The 21,330-nt window shown below is 71.1% G+C and carries 19 protein-coding genes; 9 read left to right on the plus strand and 10 right to left on the minus strand.

From position 1 onward, the window contains the following. Window positions 1–7: 7 nt before the first annotated feature. The gene (locus HDA39_RS18440; RefSeq protein ID WP_184796624.1) at window positions 8–670 is read left to right on the plus strand and encodes a hypothetical protein; all 663 of its coding nucleotides are present in this window, start codon (window positions 8–10) and stop codon (window positions 668–670) included. 81 nt (window positions 671–751) lie between these two features. Here HDA39_RS18440 and HDA39_RS18445 read toward each other — a convergent pair whose 3' ends face one another. The 3 genes from HDA39_RS18445 to folP are packed head-to-tail and all read right to left on the minus strand — an operon-like array spanning window position 752 to window position 2,968. Beyond that, the gene (locus tag HDA39_RS18445) at window positions 752–1,426 is read right to left on the minus strand and encodes a class III extradiol dioxygenase subunit B-like domain-containing protein (protein WP_184796626.1); all 675 of its coding nucleotides are present in this window, start codon (window positions 1,424–1,426) and stop codon (window positions 752–754) included. Between the two features lies 1 nt (window position 1,427). Beyond that, window positions 1,428–2,156 (minus strand): pyrimidine reductase family protein, encoded by a 729-nt coding sequence (locus HDA39_RS18450; RefSeq protein ID WP_184796628.1) that lies wholly within the window; start codon window positions 2,154–2,156, stop codon window positions 1,428–1,430. Continuing rightward, complete coding sequence (gene folP, locus HDA39_RS18455; RefSeq protein WP_184806242.1) at window positions 2,156–2,968, minus strand: dihydropteroate synthase; 813 nt, start codon at window positions 2,966–2,968, stop codon at window positions 2,156–2,158. The genes HDA39_RS18450 and folP overlap by 1 nt, the downstream gene beginning before the upstream one ends. A gap of 194 nt (window positions 2,969–3,162) precedes the next feature. Here folP and HDA39_RS18460 point away from each other — a divergent pair, with 194 nt between their 5' ends. The 3 genes from HDA39_RS18460 to HDA39_RS18470 are packed head-to-tail and all read left to right on the plus strand — an operon-like array spanning window position 3,163 to window position 6,228. Continuing rightward, window positions 3,163–4,479 (plus strand): L-fuconate dehydratase, encoded by a 1,317-nt coding sequence (locus HDA39_RS18460; RefSeq protein WP_184796630.1) that lies wholly within the window; start codon window positions 3,163–3,165, stop codon window positions 4,477–4,479. Next, complete coding sequence (locus HDA39_RS18465; protein WP_184796632.1) at window positions 4,476–5,228, plus strand: SDR family oxidoreductase; 753 nt, start codon at window positions 4,476–4,478, stop codon at window positions 5,226–5,228. The genes HDA39_RS18460 and HDA39_RS18465 overlap by 4 nt, the downstream gene beginning before the upstream one ends. A gap of 37 nt (window positions 5,229–5,265) precedes the next feature. Next, window positions 5,266–6,228 carry an aldo/keto reductase gene (locus HDA39_RS18470; RefSeq protein ID WP_184796634.1) on the plus strand — a complete coding sequence of 321 codons (963 nt, stop codon included), beginning with the start codon at window positions 5,266–5,268 and terminating at the stop codon, window positions 6,226–6,228. Between the two features lie 22 nt (window positions 6,229–6,250). On the opposite strand, the gene HDA39_RS18475 is transcribed toward HDA39_RS18470, so the two are convergent. The 3 genes from HDA39_RS18475 to HDA39_RS18485 all read right to left on the minus strand — a co-directional run bounded on the left by HDA39_RS18475 (window position 6,251) and on the right by HDA39_RS18485 (window position 10,097). Further along, complete coding sequence (locus HDA39_RS18475) at window positions 6,251–7,435, minus strand: neutral zinc metallopeptidase (RefSeq protein WP_184796636.1); 1,185 nt, start codon at window positions 7,433–7,435, stop codon at window positions 6,251–6,253. Between the two features lie 256 nt (window positions 7,436–7,691). Beyond that, entirely contained in the window at window positions 7,692–9,272 is a 1,581-nt protein-coding gene (locus tag HDA39_RS18480) for an ABC-F family ATP-binding cassette domain-containing protein (RefSeq protein ID WP_273481949.1), read from the minus strand. A gap of 153 nt (window positions 9,273–9,425) precedes the next feature. Continuing rightward, the gene (locus tag HDA39_RS18485; RefSeq protein ID WP_184796638.1) at window positions 9,426–10,097 is read right to left on the minus strand and encodes a FadR/GntR family transcriptional regulator; all 672 of its coding nucleotides are present in this window, start codon (window positions 10,095–10,097) and stop codon (window positions 9,426–9,428) included. 52 nt (window positions 10,098–10,149) lie between these two features. On the opposite strand from HDA39_RS18485, the gene HDA39_RS18490 reads away from it, so the two are divergent. The 4 genes from HDA39_RS18490 to HDA39_RS18505 all read left to right on the plus strand — a co-directional run bounded on the left by HDA39_RS18490 (window position 10,150) and on the right by HDA39_RS18505 (window position 15,746). Beyond that, a complete protein-coding gene (locus HDA39_RS18490; RefSeq protein ID WP_184796640.1) occupies window positions 10,150–10,560 on the plus strand; it encodes a DUF3052 family protein in 411 nt (136 codons plus the stop codon). Between the two features lie 414 nt (window positions 10,561–10,974). Further along, the gene (locus HDA39_RS18495) at window positions 10,975–14,823 is read left to right on the plus strand and encodes a multifunctional oxoglutarate decarboxylase/oxoglutarate dehydrogenase thiamine pyrophosphate-binding subunit/dihydrolipoyllysine-residue succinyltransferase subunit (RefSeq protein ID WP_184796642.1); all 3,849 of its coding nucleotides are present in this window, start codon (window positions 10,975–10,977) and stop codon (window positions 14,821–14,823) included. 1 nt (window position 14,824) lies between these two features. Then, a complete protein-coding gene (locus HDA39_RS18500) occupies window positions 14,825–15,001 on the plus strand; it encodes a DUF6104 family protein (protein WP_012922754.1) in 177 nt (58 codons plus the stop codon). Between the two features lie 25 nt (window positions 15,002–15,026). Beyond that, window positions 15,027–15,746 carry an AAA family ATPase gene (locus HDA39_RS18505; protein WP_184796645.1) on the plus strand — a complete coding sequence of 240 codons (720 nt, stop codon included), beginning with the start codon at window positions 15,027–15,029 and terminating at the stop codon, window positions 15,744–15,746. 1 nt (window position 15,747) lies between these two features. Here HDA39_RS18505 and HDA39_RS18510 read toward each other — a convergent pair whose 3' ends face one another. Together HDA39_RS18510 and HDA39_RS18515 are read right to left on the minus strand one after the other, a co-directional pair. Beyond that, complete coding sequence (locus tag HDA39_RS18510) at window positions 15,748–17,130, minus strand: multidrug effflux MFS transporter (RefSeq protein WP_202893040.1); 1,383 nt, start codon at window positions 17,128–17,130, stop codon at window positions 15,748–15,750. 486 nt (window positions 17,131–17,616) lie between these two features. Next, window positions 17,617–17,970 carry an ArsR/SmtB family transcription factor gene (locus HDA39_RS18515; protein WP_184796647.1) on the minus strand — a complete coding sequence of 118 codons (354 nt, stop codon included), beginning with the start codon at window positions 17,968–17,970 and terminating at the stop codon, window positions 17,617–17,619. A gap of 114 nt (window positions 17,971–18,084) precedes the next feature. Here HDA39_RS18515 and HDA39_RS18520 point away from each other — a divergent pair, with 114 nt between their 5' ends. After that, complete coding sequence (locus HDA39_RS18520) at window positions 18,085–19,311, plus strand: sodium:proton exchanger (RefSeq protein WP_184796649.1); 1,227 nt, start codon at window positions 18,085–18,087, stop codon at window positions 19,309–19,311. A gap of 59 nt (window positions 19,312–19,370) precedes the next feature. Here the strand turns inward: HDA39_RS18520 and HDA39_RS18525 are convergent, their stop codons facing one another. Further along, on the minus strand, window positions 19,371–19,670 hold the full coding sequence (locus HDA39_RS18525) for a WhiB family transcriptional regulator (RefSeq protein ID WP_184796651.1): 300 nt from the start codon (window positions 19,668–19,670) through the stop codon (window positions 19,371–19,373). A gap of 136 nt (window positions 19,671–19,806) precedes the next feature. Continuing rightward, the gene (locus tag HDA39_RS18530; RefSeq protein WP_184796653.1) at window positions 19,807–21,267 is read right to left on the minus strand and encodes a carboxylesterase family protein; all 1,461 of its coding nucleotides are present in this window, start codon (window positions 21,265–21,267) and stop codon (window positions 19,807–19,809) included. Between the last annotated feature and the right edge of the window lie 63 nt (window positions 21,268–21,330).

The raw sequence follows: 21,330 nt of genomic DNA on the forward strand, positions 1-21,330 counted from the left end.
CGGTCGGGTGACAGTGCTCGAGCGGTGGCATGTGGGGCCCTGGACGACGTCCGGTACGGCGGTCGGTGCGCCACTGGATCCCGGGCGGCGGCGGACGCCGGACGAGCTGAACTTCGACGTCGTCGGACTGGCGCGCATCCTCGGCCGGCGACTCGACGGGCGCGCGGAGCTGCAGGTGCGTCTGTGGCAGAACGAGCTCCGCCCGACCCACACGCGGCTGGTCGGCGTCCACACGCTCGCTGACCCGGCCAACGCCGAGCTCCTCCGCCAGACCGCGCTGGAGGCCTTCGACTGGCTAAGCCCGCTGGCGCCCGACGGCTACGAGTTCGTGCTCACGGACGCCGTACGCCTCCAGCCCAAGCTCGACCTCACCGCGGAGGTCGTCGCGGTGGACGCCGTCATCCACCTGGCCGCAGACCGAGGCGACACCTACCCCGCCGACCGCCTGGCCGCCTCACACGTCCGCCAGTCCCCCACTGGCGACTGGTACGCCGGCAACGCCGTCTGCAACTGGTCCGGCCCGTACCCCAGCGCCGAGGAGGCGGTAGCTGCCGTCCGAGCCGCCCGAGTCGAACTGGCCGACCAGCTCCACGAGGGCGGCCACGACGACCTGGCCAACACCCAGCCCCGCTGGAACCCGGTGCCGGTCGAGCAGACAGCCACCGTCTAACGGCCTTACGCCCAGGCTGGTCGCCAGAGTCGGCCAGGGCGTCCTGCTGCTCGGAATGCCGCTCCTGCTGCCGAAGCGGAGTCAGGTCCAGCTGGCGACGAAGTAGCCGACCCCGTACGGCGCCGCGTGGTACAGCAGTTCGCCGGTCAGGCCGGTCGTTGCCGCGAGCACCTGCCAGGGCGCACGGCCCGCGGCGTGGAGCTCGGCGGCGAGGGTCGGGTCGAGAGCGGCCAGCGTCGTGGTGTCGGCCAGGTGGAGCGCCGCGGCGACAGTGCTGTCGAAGAGCTCGGCGCGGGGGTGCAGGTGGACCGGCGAGTGCTCGCTCCGGCGGGCCGAGCCGTCGCCCATCACCAGCAGTCCGACCTGGTCGTTGCTCTCAGCAACTTCACGGCCCAGCGCGAGACAGTCGGCGGGCACCGCATCCGGCGTGATGGCCACGTAGGTGCGGGGCACCGCGGCGGCCTTGGACTGGTTGAGAAGCCAGGCGCCGACCGTCAGCGAGAGAGGCAGGACCGGCGCGCCGGAGCCCACGTCCAGCGACGCGCCGTACGGCGTGAAGGTGCCGGCGGCGTCAGCGTCGTACCGACCGGCAGCCGGGCCGGTGCCGACGACGACCAAGCGGTCAGTACTCGCCAGCGCGTTGACGGCAGTGAGGCAGAAGGCGCGCAGGTCGTCGAGGTCAGACGCCGCGCCGCTGGCGACCTCGGGGACCAGCAACGGCGGATGCGGACAGACCGCAGCACTCACGACTGGCATGTCAGGCCTCGCGCAGGTAGCGGAAGAAGAGGTACCCGTCGTCGCCGGCCAGGGCCGTGTGCAGAACGTACCCCCGCGTCCCGGTCGCGGTCGGCCCGGCGGTGATGCGGCCCGAGCCCGGACCGGCCAGGATCGGTGCCAGCGACAAGCACATCTCGTCGATCAGGTCCGCCTCGGTCAGAGCGCCCTGGAGGTGCGGGCCGCCCTCGGTGAGGATCTGCGGGAGACCGCGCTCGGCGAGCGTCTTGACGACCTCGTGCAGATCGACCCCGGCGTGCCCGCAGACCACCACGTCGGCGACCTCGGCCAGCGCCTCGCGTGCCGCGACCGGCGACGCGGGGTTGGTGAAGACGATCGGCCGCACCGGCGCCTCCGCCAGGAACGGGGCAGCGGGATCGAGATCGAGACGCGAGGACACGATCGCGAGCGTCGGGTTCTCCGCCAGGCCGTGCTCGACCCGCCAGGCCCGCCGCGCCGCGCCGAGCCGGAGCGCGTTGTAGCCCTCGATCCGGACCGTCCCGGCCCCGACCAGGACGACGTCGCTGAGCATCCGCAGCTTGCCGAAGGCCTCCTGGTCGGCCGGGCCGGACAGCGCCTTCGACTTCCCGTCGATCTCGACCGCGCCGTCCAGCGTGGTGACGAAGTTGCTGCGCAGGTGCGGCAGCGACCGGTCCTCGACCTGGTACGCCGCGATCACCTCCGCCTCGCTGAGGTCGGACAACCGCTGCATCAGGCCAGGCTCCTTCGCGTTCCGGCGGGTTGCTTCGCACTGCGCAGTACGGCGATCAGGTCGAGCGCCTGCCGCGCGGCCGGTACGTCGTGCACCCGGAACACCCGGGCGCCCAGCCAGGCCGACACGCTCAGCGCGGCCAACGTACCGGACCCGCGCCGGCCCGGCGGGAGGTCGAGGGTCTCGCCGATGAAGTCCTTGTTCGACACCGCGACCAGGACCGGCCAGCCGGTCGCGACCAGCTCGTCCAGGCGGCGGGTCAGCTCGAGCGACTGCAACGTGTTCTTGCCGAAGTCGTGGGTCGGGTCGATCACGATCGCGTCCCGCCGTACGCCGGCCGCGACCGCCTTGTCGGCCAGCGCCGTGGTCGTCCGGATCACGTCGGCCACCACGTCGTCGTACGCCATCCGGTGCGGGTCGGTGCGTGGCGTCAGCCCGCCGACATGGCTGCAGACCAGCCCGGCGCCGGTCGCGGCCGCGGCGGTCGCCATCTCGGGGTCGGCGCCGGCCCAGGTGTCGTTGATCAGGTCCGCGCCGGCCTCGCCGACACGGCGGGCGACGCCGCTGCGGTAGGTGTCGACACTGATCACCAGGTCAGGATGGCGAGCACGGATCCCCGCCACGAAGTCGACGGTCCGGCGCAGTTCCTCGGTCTCGCTGACCGGTTCGCCGTACCCGGCCTTGACCCCGCCGATGTCGACCAGGTCGGCACCGTCGGCGACCGCCTGCGCGATCGCGTCGTAGGCCTTGTCGGTGGCGAAGGTCGCGCCCTGGTCGTAGAAGGAGTCCGGCGTCCGGTTCACGATCGCCATCACCGCGCACTGCCCGGGCCCGAACTCGCGCCGGCCCAGCCGCAGCACGCCCGCCCCCGTCGCTTGGTCCGCCACGACGCCGACTCTAACCGGTGCGTTCCAGGCGACGCGGGAATCCCGTGACGCGCGAGCCACATATCCTATAGGATCTCAGGCAAGCAGTCTCCGCCCTCCGTATCGAGAACGGGTCCTCCATGCCGCGCTTCACCGAGTTCGAGACGTACGACGTCCGCTTCCCCACCTCGCGGGACCTGGACGGCTCCGACGCGATGAACGCCGACCCGGACTACTCCGCGGCGTACCTGATCGTGCGCACCGACGCCGGCGACGGGCTGGAGGGCCACGGCTTCGCGTTCACGATCGGCCGCGGCAACGACGTCCAGACCGCGGCGATCGAGGCCCTGCGCGACCACCTCGTCGGCCTCGACCTCGACGCGACGCTGAACGACCTCGGCGGGTTCTGGAAGTCGCTCGTGCACGACTCGCAGCTGCGCTGGCTGGGCCCGGAGAAGGGCGTCATGCACATGGCGATCGGCGCGGTCGTCAACGCGGTCTGGGACCTGGCCGCCAAGCGGGCCGGCGTCCCGCTGTGGAAGCTGCTGGCCGACCTGACCCCCGAGCAGATCGTCGACCTGGTCGACTTCCGGTACCTGACCGACGCGCTGACCCGCGACGAGGCGCTGGAGATCCTCCGCAAGGCCGAGCCGGGCCGCGCCGAGCGCGAGCAGCAACTGCGCGAGCGCGGCTACCCGGCGTACACGACGACGCCCGGCTGGCTCGGGTACGACGACGACAAGCTGGTCCGGCTCTGCCGCGAGGCGGTGGCCGACGGGTTCACCCAGATCAAGCTGAAGGTCGGCGCGGACCTCGACGACGACATCCGCCGGATGCGGCTGGCCCGCGAGGCCGTCGGCCCGGACGTCCGGATCGCGATCGACGCCAACCAGCGCTGGGACGTCGCCGAGGCGATCGCCTGGGTGCGGGCGCTGGCGCCGTACGACGTGTGGTGGGTCGAGGAGCCGACCAGCCCCGACGACATCCTCGGGCACGCCGCGATCGCGCGCGGGATCGCGCCGATCCGGGTCGCGACCGGTGAGCACGTGCAGAACCGGGTCGTGTTCAAGCAGCTGCTGCAGGCCGGGTCGCTGGAGTTCGTGCAGATCGACTCCGCCCGCGTCGCCGGCGTGAACGAGAACATCGCGATCCTGCTGCTGGCCGCGAAGTTCGGCGTACCGGTCTGCCCGCACGCGGGCGGGGTCGGGCTGTGCGAGCTGGTGCAGCACCTGTCGATGTTCGATCTGGTCGCGGTCAGTGGTAGTACGGACCAGCGGGTGATCGAGTACGTCGACCACCTGCACGAGCACTTTCTCGACCCGGTGGTGATCGAGGCGGGACACTATGTCGCGCCGACGCGTCCCGGGTACAGCGCGGAGATGGGGGCGGGCACGTTGCGCGACTTCCGGTTCCCCGCGGGCAAGGTCTGGACCGAATCGAAGGAGCAGTCGAAGTGACGGATTTCGCCGGCCTGAAGGCCGTGGTGACCGGTGGTGCGTCGGGGATCGGGCTGGCGGCCGCCACCCAGCTGGCCGCGCGAGGGGCCGAGGTCGTGGTCTTCGACCTCAAGCCGGACGTGCCCGCGCCGCTGAACGGGATCGCGGCCGACGTCACCGACGACCAGTCCGTGCGGGACGCGGTCGCCTCGGCGGCGCTGCGGCTCGGCGGGATCGACATCCTGGTGAACAACGCCGGCATCGGTGCCCAGGGCAACGTCACGGTGAACGACGACGACGAGTGGCACCGCGTTCTCGACGTGAACGTGGTCGGGATCGCACGCGTCACGCGGGCCGTGCTGCCGTACCTGCGGCGCTCGTCGGCGGCCGCGATCGTCAACACGTGCTCGATCGCGGCGACCGCTGGGCTGCCGAATCGGGCGGTCTACAGCGCGAGCAAGGGCGCCGTACTGGCCTTGACGATGGCGATGGCGGCCGATCACGTGCGCGAGGGTGTGCGGGTGAACTGCGTGAACCCCGGCACGGCGGACACGCCGTGGGTCGGGCGGCTGCTGGACTCGGCGTCCGATCCCGAGGCCGAGCGGGCCGCGCTGGAGGCTCGGCAGCCGATGGGACGGTTGGTGTCGGCGGACGAGGTCGCTTTGGCGATCGCGTACCTGGCCAGTCCGCTGTCGGGCTCGACGACCGGTACGGCGCTGGCAGTGGACGGTGGGATGCAGAATCTGCGGCTGCCTGCGGCCCGCAACTGATCGGCGTACTGGCTCTCGTCGGAAAGGTGACCTGCTCGTGAAGATCTTCCCCACGGACCTGCGGATCGGCCTGGGCGGTGCTCCGCTGGCCGGGCTGTTCACGCCGATCTCCGACGCCGACGCGGCCGCGACGGTCGAGGCGGCGTGGGAGGAGGGCTGGCGGTTCTACGACACGGCCCCGCACTACGGCCTCGGGTTGGCCGAGGAACGGCTCGGTGCCGGGCTCGCGGGCAAGCCGCGCGACGAGTACACGCTGTCGAGCAAGGTCGGCCGGATCGTCTACGAGGCCGGCACCGAGGAGGCCGACGGCGAGGGCTTCGCGGTGACGTCGAAGCGCCGCCGCCGGTGGGACTTCAGCCGCGACGGCGTCCTACGCAGCATCGAGGACTCGTTGCGCCGGATCGGGACCGACCGGCTCGACATCGTGTTCGTGCACGATCCGGACGACCACTACGACGAGGCGGTCACGACCGCCTTCCCGACGCTGATCGAGCTGCGCGAGCAGGGCGTGATCGGCGCGATCGGGTCGGGGATGAACCAGTCGGCGATGCTGACGCGGTTCGTCCGCGAGATCGACGTCGACGTGATCATGCTCGCGGGCCGGTACACGCTGATCGATCCGGACGGGCTGGACGACATCCTGCCGGCGTGCGTCGAGAACGACACGCAGATCGTTGCCGTCGGCGTCTTCAACTCCGGGCTGATGGCACAGCCGCGGCCGGCGTCGGACGCCACGTTCAACTACGCGCCGGCTTCTCAGCCGTTGGTCGAGAAAGCCAACCGGCTCGCGGACGTGTGCGAGGCGCACGGGATCACGCTGCCGTCGGCCGCGCTGGCCTTCCCGCTGTTCCATCCGGCGGTCGCCGGGATCGCTGTCGGGTGCCGGTCGGCTGCCGAGGTGCACGCCAACGCGGCGCTCTCGCGGGTCGAGGTGCCTGCGGCCTTCTGGTCGGATCTGAAGTCGGCGGGGCTGTTGCGGGAGGACGCGCCGACGGCGTAGTACGGCGTACCGGCTGCTGCCGTCAGCTGACCTGGGACGACGGGGCCGTGAAGGTGTTGCACACGGCAAGGTTCGGGCGGTCGAACGCGCGGCGCGACCAGATGCCGTGGTTGCGGGGGCTGCCGTGGTCGCGGGCGCCGGTGTCGGCCCGGTCGCCGCTGTTGTTGACGACGTACAGCCACTGGGTGCGCAGCGCGCCGCGGATGCCGTAGCTGGCCTTGTTGGCGCCGAGGAACAGGTTGCCGAGGCAGGACGCCTGCAGCTCGACGCGCCGGTCCACCTCGAGCTCGGCCGCCTTGCTCGTGGCGTTGTAGCCGAGTCGTCGCGACGCTCGCAGGATGCCGGTCATCTCCTGCACGGCGTGGCCGTACTCGTGGGCCGCGGCGTGCGACCCGACCGCCCGGCTGAAGCTCTGCGACTGCTTCCAGTACTTGATGTCCAGGTCGGCCTTCATGTACATCGTGTGGTTGGTCGGGCAGTAGAAGGCCAGCGCCTCGATGGCGGTACCGCAGGGTGAGCTGCCGTTGGTGGCGATCGAGATCAGCCCCGGCTGGCGGAACCGATACCCGGCCGCGGTCACGTGCCGGCGCCAGGCGCGATCCATGCAGGCCCGCATCGACCGGTAGTACGCCGAGGAGGCGGCCTGGTTGCCGAGCCCGGCCCTCGACTCCCGGCAGCCGACCGAGGCCTGCACCCCGGTCCGGTAGAGCTTGTTCGCCGAGGCGATCTGCCAGGGCGTCAGCACGGGCGTCGGCTTCGGCGACGGCTTGGTCGTCGTCGGCCGCGACGTCGGCCGGGTCACCGGCGGGTCGGTCGTTGCCTCCGGCACCGTCGGGCTGTCCTCGGCCGTCGGCTCGTACGTCGGTTGCGCGACCGGCGGCGTCGCGGTCGAGTCGTCCTTCGTCAGCGAGAACCCGACTCCGACCACCACAGCCAGCAGCACGGCCAGCCCACCCACGACAGCCAGCACGACAAGCCCGGCCCCCCGCTTCTTCCGAGGCGGCTGCGGCATCGGTCCCCAGCCGAACCCCTGCTGCCCAGACCCGTACGGCGACCCGGCGTACGGCTGGCCGGCGTACGGGCCCTGCGGCGCATAGCTCCCCTGCTGCGGCGCTCCGTAGTACTGGCCTTGCTGCGGCGGGTACTGCCCTTGCTGCGGCGGCCCCTGGTTGTACGGCCCCTGCGGCCCCCACTGCTGACCAGACAACTCGGCTCCTCCACCCGTCAGCCGGCCCCGTAAACCGGTCCCCCGCAGCGTAGAAGCCCAAAGGTCCAGCCCAGCAACCGGAGCCCAGGCCTAGCTCACGTCGTCAGCGGGGGCCTCGGTGGGAGTAGTGGGGGTGGGTGATCACGGGCCAGGTAGTGCGGCGGGGGTTGTGGGGTGGGGTCGTCGTACGGGGTGGTTGTGGGGGTTGGGTGGGGTCTCTGCGGATGCAGCGGAGGCTGCCTGCTCTGCGCATGGGCTACAGGGGGTCGATCTCGCTCAGTTGGTTGTCTTCTAGCGACAGCCAGCGGGTGATGCCCAGGTCTCTCAGGAAAGGGAGGTCGTGGCTGGCTACCAGCAGGGCGCCTTGGTAGGACGACAGGGCTGTTTGGAGCTGGGTGATGCTGGCCAGGTCGAGGTTGTTGGTGGGCTCGTCGAGCATCAGGAGCTGGGGTGGGGGCTCGGCGAGGAGGAGCGCGGCGAGGGTGGCTCGGAAGCGTTCGCCGCCGGACAGCGTCCTGACGGGCTGGTCGGCGGAGCGGCCTCGGAAGAGGAAGCGGGCCAGGCGGGCGCGGCGGTCGTTGTTGTCGGTGCCGGGGGCAAGGATCGCGAGGTTCTCGGCGATGGAGAGGTCGTCGGTGAGCAGGTCGAGGCGCTGAGGCAGCAGGCGCGCCGGGACCAGGGGCAGGCCGAGGGTCGTGACGGCGTGCAGCAGGGTGGACTTGCCGGCGCCGTTCGGGCCGGTGAGGGCGATGCGTTCGGGGCCGCGGATCTCCAGGTTCGCGATCAGGCCGGTCCTCAGCTCCAGGTCCCGCAGGCGCAGGGCGACGCGGCCGTTGGGAATCGCGGTGGCGGGCAGGTCCACCCGGATGTGGTCGTCGTCGTGGATCTTCTCCTCGGCCTCGGCCAGCGCGTCCTGGGCGGCTTCGAGCCGTTCGCCGTGCATGCCGAGGTGCTTGCCCGCGGAGACCTGGGACGAACGCTTCATCGCGCCCGCCGCCATCTTCGAGACGCTGCCCGACTCGAAGGCCCGGCGCCCGCCGGCCTGACGGCGTTCGATCTTCGTCCGGGCCTCGATCAGCTCGCGCTTCTGGCGTTTCACGTCGGACTCGGCCGTGCGCAGCAGCCGCTCGGCCGCCTCCTGCTCGACGGCGACAGCTTCCTCGTACGCCGTGAGGTTGCCGCCGTACCAGGTCAGGTCGCCCTTGCGCAGCTCACCGATCTGGTCGACGCGGTCGAGCAGCTCGCGGTCGTGGCTGACCACAAGCAGCGCGCCGCGGAACGCGTCCACCGCGTCGTACAGGTGTCTGCGGGCGCGCAGGTCGAGGTTGTTGGTGGGTTCGTCGAGCAGCAGGACGTCGGGGCGGCGGAGCAGTTCGGCGGCCAGGCCGAGCAGGATCGTCTCGCCGCCGGACAGCTCGGCGACCGAACGGTCGAGGGTGATCGCGCCGAGGCCGAGCTTGCCGAGCAGCGCCTCGGCGCGTTCCTCGACGTCCCAGTCGTCGCCGACGCGGGCGAAGTTCGCCTCGGTCGCGTCACCGGACTCGATCGCGGTGATCGCCGTCCGGACGTCGTCGATGCCGAGGGCGGCGTCGACGCGCAGCGAGGTGTCGAGGGTGAGGTCCTGCGGCAGGTAGCCGAGCTCGCCGCTGACGCGGATCGCGCCGCGCTGGGGTGTCAGGCGGCCGGCGATCAGGCGCAGGAGCGTCGACTTGCCGGCGCCGTTGCGGCCGACCAGGCCGGAGCGCGCCGGTCCGGCGGCGAAGGACAGTCCGTCGAAGAGGACGTCACCGTCGGGCCAGGCGAAGAAGAGGTCGTTGCAGGTCAGAGAGACAGTCATCAGGGGGTACTCCGAGATCTCGAACGAGACCGCGCACCGACCGGTGGCGATCAACCGCTGCTGAAGAGAGACCTCAGTACGACAACCCGCACCCCTGACATGGACAACAAGACATCACCAGATTACTCAGTGGCCGCGGACAGGCCAACAGATTTACGGCGCTTTGCGGAGCCAGGATTCGACGCCGGCGATGTGGGCGGTCATCCAGGCGCGGGCGGCCTCGGCGTCGCGCTGGTCCAGCGCGTCGAGGATGGCGGTGTGTTCGGCGAGGGTGCGTTCGACGGCGCCGGCCTGGGTGACGCCGCGCCAGATGCGGGCGCGCTGGGTGGCGCCGGAGACGCCGTCGAGCAGGGAGCAGACGACGGCGTTGCCGGTGGCTTCGGCGATGCCGCGGTGGAAGCGCAGGTCGTTCTCCACCAGCGCGTCGACGCCGGCGGCCGGCGACAGGTCGCTGGTGAGCAGGCGCAGATCGGCGAGCTGCTCCGGCGAGATTCGGGACGCGGCGAGCGCGGCGACGCCGGGCTCGAGCAGGCGGCGTACCTCGAAGAACTGCAGGACCGAGTCGTCGCGGTGCAGGTCGACCATGAAGCTGAGCGCGTCGAGCAGGTGCGCCGACGTCAGGCTGGTCACGTAGGTGCCGTCGCCGTGCCGGACGTCGAGCACGTTGACCAGCGTCAGCGCCTTGACCGCCTCGCGCAGCGAGTTCCGCGACAGGCCGAGCCGGGCGGCCAGATCCGCCTCCTTGGGCAGCCGGTCCCCCGGGCCCAGCTCGCCGGAGGTGATCATCTCCTTGATCTTGACGATCGCCTCATCCGTCAGCGCCATCGGATCAGTATGCCGCCGCACCACCGCCGCCACCCGCACCTACCATCGAGTTGTGGTGACGAGTACCGGCTACTCCGGCAAACCGCTGGCCGCGAAGCTCGGGATCAAACCCGGGTCCGTCGTCCTGCTGGACCACGCGCCCGCCGGCTTCGTGATCGAGGGCCTCCCGGACGGCGTCACCCCGCTGACCCGGCCCGGCCGGACCGAGCTGGACCTCACCCTGACCTTCTGCCCGGACCGCGAGCGCCTCGCCGCCCGGCTCCCCCAGCTCCTGGCCAGGACCACCACGAACGGCATGATCTGGGTCGCCTGGCCGAAGCGGTCGTCCGGCGTACCGACCGATCTCGACGAGAACGGCGTCCGCGAACTGGCCCTGCCGCTCGGCCTCGTGGACGTGAAGGTGTGCGCGGTCGACACCACCTGGTCCGGGCTGAAGCTGGTCCGGCGGCTGGCCAATCGGTGAGAACTGGACTGATCCGCTGCGTGACGTTGGCCACATTTTTGCGCACGCCCGGTCATCACCCCCGGCAAACGCGCAGTTGCATACAGTGGGCACTCAGGCGTAGCGGGCACTCCGGAAAGGTCCTGACCCAGCCCTGGAACCCCACCTCTGCAACGCGTCCGGCAGTCCGGCCGGGCCGAGAAGCCGGTGCCGGCGGCGTGAACCCGGGCAACACCGCTGAAACATCCGAAACACAGGTGTTCCAGGGCTCGAACGATCAACCCACGGCGGAAGAACCACTCGACACACTGGTCCGGTGGTCCCGGGCTGTAGATGTGTTGCCGGTGCTATTAGCCTTGCCTCGGGAGCAGCCCCATAACTCCCGTAGTCATAACAGTGGTACCGGACCCGCAATCGGAAGAGGCGAACTGCCCAGTGGCCACCGAGCCATCAGACACAAATCCCCTTGCAGCCTTCGGAGCGAACGAATGGCTGGTCGACGAGATGTACGAGAAGTACCAGCAGGATCCCAAGTCGGTGGATCCAGCGTGGTTCGCCTACTTTCAAGGGGACAGTTTCAAGGATTACAGCCCGGGTGACGCGAAGCCGGTGAACACCGCCCCGTCCGACGCTCCCCGACCTGATGCGGTGTCCGAGAACAAGACCCCGGAAGCACCGGCCCGCGGTACGGCGGCGACCGCACCCGCCGCGAGCAAGCCGGCCGCCCAGGCCGCCGCCGCGACGCCGGCCCCGGCCGCGCCCGCCACCACGGCGACCCAGAGCACGACCCAGCCTGCCCAGACCAAGCCCGCAGCAGCGGCCCAGCAGACCGCGGCCGCGGCGAGCGGCGCCCCGACCGGAGGAACGGTGAACCAACCGCCCACAGCGCAGCCCAAGCCCGCTCCCGCGACCAGCACGGACGCGGAGCGCAGGATCCTGCGGGGTGCCCCGGCCCGGACCGCCCAGAACATGGAGATCAGCCTCCAGGTCCCGACCGCGACCAGCGTCCGCCAGGTGCCGGTCAAGCTGCTGATCGACAACCGGATCGTCATCAACAACCACCTCAAGCGCGCTCGCGGTGGCAAGATCTCGTTCACCCACCTGGTCGGCTGGGCGCTGGTCAAGGCGCTCAAGACCCTGCCGGAGATGAACGCGTCGTACGACGAGACCGAGGGCAAGCCGACGCTGGTCCAGCCCGAGCACATCAACCTCGGCCTGGCCATCGACATGCAGAAGCCGGACGGGACCCGCCAGCTGCTGGTGCCGTCGATCAAGGCGACCGAGTCGATGACGTTCGCCGAGTTCTGGATGGCCTACGAGGACATCGTCCGCCGGGCCCGCGACAACAAGCTCGCGCTGCCGGACTTCCAGGGCACCACGATCAGCCTCACCAACCCCGGCACGATCGGCACGCAGCACTCGGTGCCGCGGCTGATGAGCGGCCAGGGCTGCATCATCGGCGTCGGCGCGATGGACTACCCGACGGAGTACCAGGGCGCGGCCGAGGAGACGATGGCCAAGCTCGCGGTCAGCAAGGTGATGACGCTGACCTCGACGTACGACCACCGGATCATCCAGGGCGCGCAGTCGGGTGAGTTCCTGCGCCGCCTGCACCAGCTGCTGCTCGGCGCCGAGGGCTTCTACGACGAGATCTTCCAGAGCCTGCGGATCCCGTACGAGCCGATCCGCTGGGCCGCCGACCTCCCGCACAGCCACGAGGAGGACATCAGCAAGCAGGCCCGGATCCTGGAGCTGATCCACGCCTACCGCGTGCGCGGCCACATCATGGCCGACACCGACCCGCTGGAGTACAAGCAGCGCAGCCACCCCGACCTCGACGTCGCCACCCACGGCCTGACGCTGTGGGACCTGGACCGCGAGTTCGCCACCGGCTCGTTCGGTGCCGCGACCGACCGCCGGTTCATGAAGCTGCGCGAGATCCTCGGCATCCTGCGTGACTCGTACTGCCGCACCACCGGTATCGAGTACATGCACATCCAGGACCCCGAGCAGCGCAAGTGGCTGCAGGAGCGGATCGAGCGGCCGCACACCAAGCCGCCGCGCGAGGAGCAGCTGCGCATCCTGGCCAAGCTGAACGAGGCCGAGGCGTTCGAGACCTTCCTGCAGACCAAGTACGTCGGCCAGAAGCGGTTCTCCCTGGAAGGCGGCGAGACCACGATCCCGCTGCTGGACGAGCTGTGCGAGGAAGCCGCCGGCGCCGGTCTGGACGAGGTCGTCATCGGTATGGCGCACCGCGGCCGGCTGAACGTGCTGGCCAACATCGTCGGCAAGTCGTACGGCCAGATCTTCCGCGAGTTCGACGGCAACATCGACCCGCGCACGGTCCAGGGCTCCGGTGACGTCAAGTACCACCTGGGCGCCGAGGGCGAGTTCGTGTCGGAGTTCGGCGACAAGATCAAGGTGTCGGTGGCGGCCAACCCGTCGCACCTGGAGACCGTCGACCCGGTGCTCGAGGGCATCGTCCGGGCCAAGCAGGACATTCTCGACCAGGGCGTCGCGTTCCCGGTGCTGCCCCTCCTCGTCCACGGTGACGCGGCCTTCGCCGGCCAGGGCGTCGTGGCCGAGACGCTGAACCTGTCGCAGCTGCGCGGGTACCGCACCGGTGGCACGATCCACGTGATCGTCAACAACCAGGTCGGGTTCACCACCTCGCCGGCCTCGTCGCGCTCGTCGATGTACTGCACCGACGTCGCGCGGATGGTCCAGGCGCCGATCTTCCACGTGAACGGCGACGACCCCGAGGCCTGCGTCCGGGTCGCCGACCTGGCCTTCGAGTACCGCCAGGCGTTCAACAAGGACGTCGTGATCGACCTGGTCTGCTACCGCCGCCGCGGTCACAACGAGGGCGACGACCCGTCGTTCACCCAGCCGCTGATGTATGACCTGATCGAGCAGAAGCGTTCGGTGCGCAAGCTCTACACCGAGGCTCTGATCGGCCGTGGCGACATCACTGTCGACGAGGCCGAGCAGGCGATGCGCGACTTCCAGCAGCGGCTGGAGCGCGTGTTCACCGAGGTCCGCGAGGCGAAGAGCCAGCCGGACACTCCGGCGCCGTACGTCACCGTCCCGGTCTACCCGGACAAGCCGGAGGGCCCGGACGCGACCGCGACCACGCCCGAGGTGCTGAAGAAGATCGCCGACGCGTACACCACGCTGCCGGAGGGCTTCACCGCGCACCCGAAGGTGATGCCGCAGCTGCAGCGCCGCGCGGCCGCGATCACGCAAGGCCCGGTCGACTGGGCCAGCGCGGAGATGACGGCGTTCGGTTCGCTGCTGCTGGCCGGTCGCCCGGTCCGGCTCGCCGGTCAGGACAGCCGCCGTGGCACGTTCGTGCAGCGGTTCGCCGCCGTCATCGACCGGGTCAACGGGCAGGACCACGTCCCGCTGCAGAACCTCGACGAGGAGCAGGCGAACTTCTACGTCTACGACTCGCTGCTCAGCGAGTACGCCGCGCTCGGCTTCGAGTACGGCTACTCCGTGGCCCGGCCGGACGCGCTGACCCTGTGGGAGGCGCAGTTCGGTGACTTCGTGAACGGCGCCCAGTCGATCATCGACGAGTACATCTCGGCCGGTGAGGCGAAGTGGGGCCAGAAGTCCGGTGTCGTGCTGCTGCTGCCGCACGGCTACGAGGGCCAGGGCCCGGACCACTCCTCGGCCCGGATCGAGCGGTTCATGGCGCTGTGCGCGGAGAACGCGATGACCGTCGCGCAGCCGTCGACGCCCGCGTCGTACTTCCACCTGCTGCGGCGTCACACCCTCGGCGAGGAGCACAACCCGCTGATCGTCTTCACGCCGAAGCAGCTGCTGCGGCGCAAGGAAGCGGTGTCGCAGCCCGACGAGCTGACCAGCGGCACGTTCCGGCCGATCCTCGGCGACGCGGAGGCCGAGGCCACCGCGGCGACCGTCGAGCGGGTCATCCTGTCGTCCGGCCGGATCGCGTACGACCTGTTCGCGGAGCGGAAGAAGACCGAGACCGACAAGATCAGCACCGCGGTGATCCGGGTCGAGCAGCTCTACCCGCTGCCGGCCGAGGAGATCAAGGCGGAGCTCGCCAAGTACCCGAACGCGACCGAGGTCCGCTGGGTGCAGGACGAGCCGGCCAACCAGGGCCCGTGGCCGTTCATGGCGCTGAACCTGACCGAGCACCTGGGCGGCAAGCCGTTCTACCGGGTGTCCCGGCCGGCCATGTCGGCGACGTCGGTGGGCTCGATGGGCGCGCACCAGGCCGAGCAGCAGACGCTGCTGAAGCAGGCGTTCAGCTGACGTGTACTTCACCGACCGAGGGATCGAGGAGCTCGAGGGCCGGCGCGGCGAGGAGGATGTCTCGCTGGCCTGGGTGGCCGAGCGGCTGCGTGAGTTCGTCGACCTGAACCCCGAGTTCGAGACGCCGATCGAACGGTTCGCCACCTGGCTGGCCCGGCTCGACGACGAGGACGACTGAGCTGCTGGGTTTGTAGGGTGAGTGAATGCCCTTCGCCGATCACCCCGTACGCCGGGTGGCCGCGGCGAAGGGCGTTTCGCCGTCCGGGGCCTGGCCGCACACGATCCCCGCTGTTCGGCAGCTGCTGACGGACGGACTGGACCTCGGGCCGGGCGTCACCTTCCTGGTCGGTGAGAACGGCGCGGGCAAGTCGACACTGGTGGAAGCCGTGGCGGTCGCCTTCGGGATGTCGCCCGAGGGCGGGTCGACCGGCGCCCGCCTGACGACGCGGGCGACCGAGTCGTCGCTGTCCGACGATCTCGTGCTGACCCGGGGTGCCGGTGCCTCGAAGGCCGGCTTCTTCCTGCGGGCCGAGACGATGCACAGCTTCTACACGTACCTCGAGCAGAATCCGAGCAGCCGCCCGGAGCCGGTGTTCCACGAGATGAGCCACGGGGAGAGCTTCCTGTCCCTCATCGAGAACCGCTTCTCCCGCCGTGGCTTCTACTGCCTCGACGAGCCCGAGTCGGCACTGTCGTTCTCCTCCAGCCTCGCGGTGGTCGGCGTCCTCAAGCAGCTCGCCGACAGCAAGTCCCAGGTGCTCTGTGCGACCCACTCCCCCGTGATCGCCGCCCTGCCCGGCGCGACGATCCTCGAGGTCGGCCAGTGGGGCATCCGCGAGTCGGCCTGGACCGACCTCGAGCTCGTCCAGAACTGGCGTGCCTACCTGCGGCATCCCGAGCAGTACCTGCGGCACATCCTCTAGCTCAGTGCACGAGCACGGCCGGCTCCTTCACCGCCTCCGGCTGGAACTCCCGCTGCCAGGGCCTGACCACGGCGAGCAGGGTGACCAGGGACAGGGCCAAGCCGCCTGACATCACCACGGCCATCGCGACCGCGTCGGTGCCGAGGGCACCGACCAGCGGTGCGGCGATCGCGCCGATCCCGAACTGGACAGCGCCCAGCAGCGCCGCCGCCGTGCCCGCCGCCTCACCGTGGCGCGACAGGGCCAGGGCCGGCGCGTTCGGAAGGGCCAGGCTGGCGGCGAACAGCGCCGCCCAGACCGGGACGAGGATGCCGACCAGGCCGCCCAGGCTCAGGGTCGCGGTCAGCAGCAGCGCGACGCCTGCGAGTGCGGCGAGGACCGCGCCCGCGGTGAGCACCTGCTCGGGCTCCCACCGCTTCAGCAGCACCGGGTTGAGCTGGGTCGCCGCGACCAGCAGCAGTCCGCCCACGCCGAACAGCAGTCCGAAGGTCTGGCTGCTCACGCCGAACTGTTCCTGGAACACGAACGACGCTCCCGCGACGTACCCGAACACGCCGGTCATCGCCAGGCCGGCGACGAGAGTGAGCCCGACGAAGACCCGGTCGCGGACCAGCTGCCCGGCCGTGCGAGCGATCGCCGCCAGACCGAACGGCCGGCGGCCGGACGGCGGCAGGGTCTCCGGCAGCGTCAGCGCCACCAGAAGCATCAGCAGGACGCCGAGCGCGGCCAGTACGACGAACAGGCCCTGCCACGGCAGCGCCACCAGCAGGGCGCCACCGACGGTCGGCGCGAACACCGGCGCTACGCCGATGACGAGCATCAGTCGCGACAGCAAGGTGGCGGCCGCGCGGCCGACGTACAGGTCGCGGACGATCGCCAGCGCGACGACGGACCCGGCGGCGGCACCGACGCCCTGCAGGACCCGGAAGACCGACAGCATCTCGACGGTCGGGGAGACCGCGCAGAGCACGGAGGCCAGCACGTGCAGGCCCGCTCCGGCGATCAACGGCAGTCGGCGGCCGACGGTGTCGGAGAGCGGACCCACGAGCAGTTGGCCGACGGCGAGACCCGCGAAGGTGCCGGTCAGGGTGAACTGGACCGCCGTCGCGGAGGCGGCGAGGTCGGTGGTGATGGACGGCAGCGCCGGCAGGTACAGGTCGATGGTGAGCGGCCCGAGCGCGACGATGAAGCCCAGCGTCAGCACCAGCCGAATCCGCCCGATCGGCCGCATCGGCCCGCCGCTGGCCGACGGATTGGTGTCAGCCGGCGTCGTCGGAGCGGGCGTCGTGGTCGTGGCAGCCGGCGTCGTGGTCGTGGGACCGGTCGTCGTCGGAGCGAAAGTCGTGGTCGGAGCGGGCGTCGTCGGAGGATCGGAGATCGCCATGAGGTCCTCGTGATCGGGCGTACGAGCAGGGCGCGACGTCGCTGTCGCCAGCTATCGGCAACTACCCGCCCCGGCTTGCTATTCCCGCCCGGCCCCATAGTCCACCCTGCGGAATGGGGAACGACGCGGGAGCGCCTAGTCCGACCCGCGGAGCGCAGGGGCACGGGAGCGCGGGGAGCGCGGGGGGAGGGGAGCCCGGGAGCGCGGGGGGCGCGGGAGCGCGGGGGGCGCGGGAGCGCGGGGGGCGCGGGAGCGCGGGAGGCGCGGGAGCGCGGGAGGCGCGGGAGCGCGGGAGGCGCGGGAGCGCGGGGGGCGCGGGAGCGCGGGAGCGCGGGAGGCGCGGGAGCGCGGGAGGCGCGGGAGCGCGGGAGGCGCGGGGGCGCGGGAGGCGCGGGGGCGCGGAGGCGGTGGCGCCTGATCTGAGCCGCGCGAAGCGCAGGCGGAGGGGCGCGGCCCACTCCCCTCCTGCATCCGCCCGCAGGGCGGTCAGTCGGCGTGGGGTGGTTTGCGGCGTAGGGGTGGGTCGGGGGCCAGGGAACCATCCGGAGCGATGTGTTCGAAGATCTGGTCGACCAGGTTGAGGACGTGGGGGTCGTCGACGGTGTAGATGTGCCGGCGGCCCTCGCGGCGGGCGGTGATGATGCCGGCCAGGCGGAGTTTGCCGAGGTGCTGGCTGGCGGTGGCGATGCTGACTCCGACGCGGTCGGCCAGCGTGCCCACGTCGTACTCGCCCTGGGCGGCCAGTGAGACCAGGTGCAGCCGCACGGGGGCGGACAGCATCGCGAAGGTTCCGGCGGCGGATTCCAGCTGCGCCTTCGTCGGTTCGGGGAAGGTCGTCATCTCGCGGTCATTGTGACCGGTCGAGCGGCTCCTGGGGAGGCGGCAGGCCGAGGGTGAGCACGGTCTCACACTTTCGCAATTGCGAAAGTATCGAAATGGTGGCAGCCTGGAGGCATGGCAAGAGCTCTCCGCCCCGTGCTGCTCCTCCTCGCCGTGGCGATCCCAGCGATCGTCCTGCGGCTCACCGGCACACACCCGTTCGCCCCGCTCGGCATCCTCGTTTTCGGCCTCGGCGTCGTCGCCGCGTCGTTCGTGCTGGCCTGGGCGGCCGAGGCCGCGGAGATGGACATCTCGGGCGGCCTCGCGATCGCCCTGCTCGCCGTGATCGCCGTCCTGCCGGAGTACGCGGTCGACCTGTACTTCGCCCACACCGCCGGCAGCAACCCGGAGTACGTCCAGTACGCCGCGGCCAACATGACCGGCTCCAACCGCCTCCTGCTCGGCCTCGGCTGGACCAGCGTCGTCCTGGTCAGCCTGTACGTCGCGGGCAAGCGCAGCGGGCGCACGGTCAAGGCCCTGGTGCTCGACTCGGGCTACAAGCGCGAGCTCGGCTTCCTGCTGATCGCCGGAGTGGTCGCCTTCGTCATCCCGCTGACCGGCCAGATCCACCTGGTCCTCGGCATCGCGCTGCTGGCCTTCTTCGCCTACTACCTGTGGCGCGCCGCGGCCAGCGAGCACGGCGACGAGCCCGACCTGGTCGGCCCGGCCGCGCGGATCGGCGGCCTGCCGAAGGTGCAGCGCCGGATCACGGTGATCGCCATGTTCGTCGCGGCCGCCACGATCATCCTGTTCTCGGCCGAGCCGTTCGCCGACTCGCTGGTCGACAGCGGGCACGCGCTGGGCATCGACCAGTTCCTGCTGGTCCAGTGGCTGGCGCCGCTGGCGTCGGAGTCGCCCGAGTTCATCGTGGCGCTGCTGTTCGCCTGGCGCGGCAAGGGCGCGGCGGCGATCGGCCTGCTGATCTCCGCCAAGGTGAACCAGTGGACCCTGCTGATCGGCAGCCTTCCGATCGCGTACGGCATCGGCGGCGGCGGGCCGGCCCTGCAGCTGGACGGGCGGCAGATCGAGGAGTTCCTGCTGACCGCGACGCAGACCATGCTGGGCATCGCGATCCTGCTGGCGCTGCGCTTCCCCCGCTGGGCCGCCTGGACGCTGTTCGGGCTGTTCGCGGTGCAGTTCGCCGTACCGGGTCAGACCGGGCGGTACGTGATCTCCGGCGTGTACGCCGTACTGGCGATCGCCGTCTTCGTGCACCACCGGCGGGAGATCGTCCCGACCCTCACCGATCCCTTCCGCCGGACCAAGAAGAAGGACGACGACCGCGAGCTGATCGGCGTCTGAGACCAACGGCGAAGGGCCCGCGGACGAGCTCGTCCGCGGGCCCTTGGCCGTTGACCGGGTCAGCTGGCCTGCTGCTCCTCGACGGTGACCGGCGGACGGCGGCGCTCGGTCGGGCCCGGGCGTCCCCGCCGGCGGCCGTCCAGGAACTTCTCCCCCGCGGCCGTGCCGGTGAACTTGGTCCGCCGGGCCCACGCGCGGCACTCCTCCAGCACCGGGCACGCGGTCAGGCAGATCGCCTGCGCCTTGCGCTGCTCCCACTGGCTCGCGGTCTCGTCGTACGCCGGTGACATGCCGACGCACGCGGCCTTCGACATCCAGCGGTCGGCGGGGTCGGCGATCACCGTCAAGGTCGGCCTCATGGGCACTCCTGCTCGTCGTTCGATCGGGCGGATCGAGTGCGCGGGGGTGTCCCGCGCCACCTCCAGCTTGAGCCTGAGTCGTTGCCCTGGTGCGACGCCCATGTTTCAGGCATGAAACGTCACAACCCGGAAGGTGTCACATCAGTGCCGCTGACACCTGGTCCCAGAAGTCGCAGCGATGAGTACTCCGCAGGTCCACCGGACCGGTCGAGGCAACGCTGATCGACCGGACGACGTCCCGCCGGTACGGCGCCCAGCCGGGATCCCCGGTGTGCGCGAACGCGGACCACTGGTCGAGGAGCCGCCCGCTCAGCTCCCGCTGCGCCGGCGTCAGTGGCGGCGGTTCCCACGGGCCCGGGTTCGTGCTGGCGAAGAAGTACGGCGTCTCCACGCCGTGGTGCGCGCCGTACGGGAACTCGCCCGGCTGCGGCGTCCGCGGTTCGGCGAACTCGTAGGCGTAGACCGGCGCCCGGCGGCGCATCAGGTCGTTGGCCCGGAGCTGCGAGCACGCGCCGAGCAGGAGTCCTTCGTCGGTGAGCAGCTGCGCGAGGGCCAGGCTCGGTGTCGGGTAGGCGGCCGCCGGGTAGGCGGCGAGCACCTTCGCGGCGGCGCCGCCGTACAGGTCGCCGAGGATCTGCCGGTACTGCTCGGCGGTGATGTCGCCGTACCGGCTGCCGACGAAGGAGCGCATCTCGTCCTTGGTGCCGCCCTGCAGAACCGGTACGGCGGCCGCCAGGCCCAGGCGGTGGGCCGGCCGGGGTTGCAGCGGGACGAGTGCGGTGCCGGTGACGGGGAGCCAGGGGCGGTCGGTGGTCAGGCGGTCGAGGGTGTCGTCCTCGGCCAGGCCGGTGAGCTGCTGGAACGGTTTGGCGCGGAGGCAGGCCACCGCGGTCCGCGGGTCGGGGCAGCCGAGGTCGGTCGCGGTCTTCGTCGCCCGGGTTTCGGCGGTGCGTGCCGGGAGGAGGTTGTTGGTGCAGGGCGCGCTCTGCACGATGGCCTGGGCGAAGAGGCCCCGGGCCGACGGCGAGACGAGCTGGGCACAGACACTGAAGGCGCCGGCAGACTCGCCCCACAAGGTGACGCGCCGCGGGTCGCCGCCGAAGGCCTTGGCGTTGCGCTGGATCCATCGCAACGCCTGCTGCTGGTCGGCCAGGCCGAAGTTGCCGGCCGCAGGGTCGCGCATCGCGGGGTGGCGGAGGAAGCCGAGCGCGCCGAGCCGGTAGTTGGCGGTCACCACGATGTTGCCGCGAGCAACTAGCTCGGACGGGTCGTACAGCGACCCGGCGCCGCCGGTGAAGCCGCCGCCGTGCAGGAACAGCAGGACCGGAGCGGCAGTGGCCTCGGCCGGCGCCCAGACGTTCACGGTCAGGCAGTCCTCGCTGCCGTTGACCGTCGGGCCGTCGGCGGACCAGCCCACCTGCGGGCAGCTCGGGCCGGGCTGGGTCGCGTCGCGGACGCCCGACCAGGCCCGCGCCGGGCGGGGTGCGGACCAGCGGAGAGGGCCGGTCGGCGGAGCGGCGTACGGGATGTTCTCGAAGACCCGGACGCCGGTGGACGTCGTACGGCCTTGGAGCTGGCCGGTGTCGATCCTCACCACTTGTGGGGAAGCTGAGGCAGGTTGGGCCGTGCCGAGCAGGATCAGGGGGAGGAGGGCCGCTGC

This window comes from Kribbella italica, from assembly GCF_014205135.1.
GTDB classification, from domain to species: Bacteria; Actinomycetota; Actinomycetes; order Propionibacteriales; family Kribbellaceae; genus Kribbella; species Kribbella italica.

What these genes read in the sequence shown, in the direction of transcription:
- HDA39_RS18445 (WP_184796626.1), bottom strand. Translation starts at nt 1,426, where the DNA reads ATGCCAGTCGTGAGTGCTGCGGTCTGTCCGCATCCGCCGTTGCTGGTC.
- HDA39_RS18450 (WP_184796628.1), bottom strand. Translation starts at nt 2,156, where the DNA reads ATGCAGCGGTTGTCCGACCTCAGCGAGGCGGAGGTGATCGCGGCGTAC.
- folP (WP_184806242.1), bottom strand. Translation starts at nt 2,968, where the DNA reads ATGGCGATCGTGAACCGGACGCCGGACTCCTTCTACGACCAGGGCGCG.
- HDA39_RS18460 (WP_184796630.1), top strand. Translation starts at nt 3,163, where the DNA reads ATGCCGCGCTTCACCGAGTTCGAGACGTACGACGTCCGCTTCCCCACC.
- HDA39_RS18480 (WP_273481949.1), bottom strand. Translation starts at nt 9,272, where the DNA reads ATGACTGTCTCTCTGACCTGCAACGACCTCTTCTTCGCCTGGCCCGAC.
- HDA39_RS18485 (WP_184796638.1), bottom strand. Translation starts at nt 10,097, where the DNA reads ATGGCGCTGACGGATGAGGCGATCGTCAAGATCAAGGAGATGATCACC.
- HDA39_RS18505 (WP_184796645.1), top strand. Translation starts at nt 15,027, where the DNA reads ATGCCCTTCGCCGATCACCCCGTACGCCGGGTGGCCGCGGCGAAGGGC.
- HDA39_RS18510 (WP_202893040.1), bottom strand. Translation starts at nt 17,130, where the DNA reads ATGGCGATCTCCGATCCTCCGACGACGCCCGCTCCGACCACGACTTTC.
- HDA39_RS18515 (WP_184796647.1), bottom strand. Translation starts at nt 17,970, where the DNA reads ATGACGACCTTCCCCGAACCGACGAAGGCGCAGCTGGAATCCGCCGCC.
- HDA39_RS18520 (WP_184796649.1), top strand. Translation starts at nt 18,085, where the DNA reads ATGGCAAGAGCTCTCCGCCCCGTGCTGCTCCTCCTCGCCGTGGCGATC.
- HDA39_RS18525 (WP_184796651.1), bottom strand. Translation starts at nt 19,670, where the DNA reads ATGAGGCCGACCTTGACGGTGATCGCCGACCCCGCCGACCGCTGGATG.